Consider the following 1,821-nt stretch of genomic DNA (forward strand, 5'->3'; position numbering starts at 1 on the left):
ATTTTATTATCATATCTCTCGTTTCGGAGGCGGTACGTTGATTGAGGCGCCCAATTAATACTAGCCCTGTTTTGCGTTCAACTAATGTCACCAATGCTTGCTTGTCTTTACGGCTAATAATCGTATATCCCTCCCAATGTCCTCGCGTTTTCCGGCTTTCTACATAACTTGGACGTTGTTTAATTGACCGTTTATAACGGCGGTCTCCTTCTTTAATACTCGGTGCCTTACAATGCCTATAGGCTTTGCCTTTTCGCCTTAGATAAGGTTTGAATTGTTCATAGCGCGCTTTATTTTGATAAAGATAGTTATAGATTGATTGGACGCTGACTTTCTTTAAACGTGCGGCAATCTGCTCTGGGCTGTAATAAAGCATGAGGTATTTTTCAACTTGGCGCCATACCGAAGACTCTATTGGCTTACCATTACCGCTGTTTTTCCGCCTTTTCCTAGCTAAGGTTACCGCATCATGTGCTTGATAGGCTTGATTAGGTTTTGAGTTTCTTTTTATCTCTCGACTTATTGTCGAAGGATGTCTATTGAGTAGCTGGGCTATCTCTTTTTTATTCTTTCCGGCTTGTAATAATACGAAAATCTGGTATCTTTCCTTCCTAGAAAGGTGATTATAATACATAGCAATCTCCAAACTGTGGTGGTGCGAAGGTGCTAGTATAAATCGCCTTTCTACTTTCTTCACTCCACCGTGTTTAAAATTGCACTTCATGTTTGAATCCAGGTTTTCAAATAATTTATTAACAATATAAGGATGTAAAATAGCAACGGGTAACATATATAATTTCCCCCAGATATTGTGATTTTTAACTGATGCAATTAAATATACTGTATTTTTACTTATGTCAGTACCTTTATCTACAACACGAATACAAACACATACATCTAAATGGCAATCTTTTACAACTAATGTCAGTTTATCGTTGGTTTCCTCTGTTATGGTAAAAAAATCGGCCATATTGCTTTCGTCTGGTTGATGCTTATTTTCCGCAGAACTATCAAATCCATTAATCGCTTTGACACCGATTAATTTCACTAAACAATCCCTTATTTTAAATAGTATTTTTAGCCATCTAGGTTGATAAGATGTCATCATTTTATAAGCTTCATAGGCTGTCAATTTTTTAGAAATATCTTTTTTTTGACAATCTAAATAATCGATTTCTTCTGCAATAAAGCTTACATTATCAGGTAATGTTTGCCGTACTTTCATAATATGATTTTGTCTGTTTTTCATATCATATTCTCCCTCCTTAAATTATATAAGTCAATTATCAAAAAATATAAGAACACATCATGTTATTTGATCCTTGCAAATCGGCAAACTTCTACTTAATCTTGTGATTTCCCGCTTCTAATTCTTTTAAACATGGAATGGCAACACATTTTCAAACAAAAAAATTAAGGGGTAAGTGTTTTTTAAATTCAATGGGAGGCAAGAGCCTAACGAAGAATGTAATCGTTTATGATTATACCAATAGGCATAAGCCGAAAAAGCGCGTTGTAACTCAGCCGTTGAGTTGAAACGTTGACCTTTTACAAATTCCGTTTTAATTGTTTTAAATGTCGCTTCCGCTACCGCATTGTCATAAGGACATCCTTTCTTGCTTAATGAATGCGTGATATTAAATGTCTTAAAACAATCCGCTAATAACCGATTATCAAACTCTTTACCGCGGTCTGAATGAAATAAATCTAATTTTGATAATGGTTGTTTAATTTGGCTTAATGCCGACATAACAAGCTCTGCTGTTTTATGTTGACCAACATGGTAACCGACAATTTGCCTATCGGATAAGTTCACTAAAA

Annotated in this window: 2 protein-coding genes; both read right to left on the reverse strand. The window is 35.2% G+C overall.

Translation table 11 applies throughout. From position 1 onward, the window contains the following. The coding region (locus A9G38_RS05120) for an IS30 family transposase (protein ID WP_176713231.1) at window positions 1-1,225 on the reverse strand (1,225 nt) is incomplete at its 3' end. A 150-nt stretch (window positions 1,226-1,375) separates the two neighbouring features. Next, window positions 1,376-1,821 (reverse strand): integrase core domain-containing protein (locus A9G38_RS05125; RefSeq protein WP_141671731.1); only part of this gene is annotated, 446 nt, incomplete at its 5' end.

The sequence above is a fragment of the Gilliamella sp. Imp1-1 genome, from assembly GCF_001690415.1.
In the GTDB taxonomy this organism is placed as follows: Bacteria; Pseudomonadota; Gammaproteobacteria; order Enterobacterales; family Orbaceae; genus Gilliamella; species Gilliamella bombi.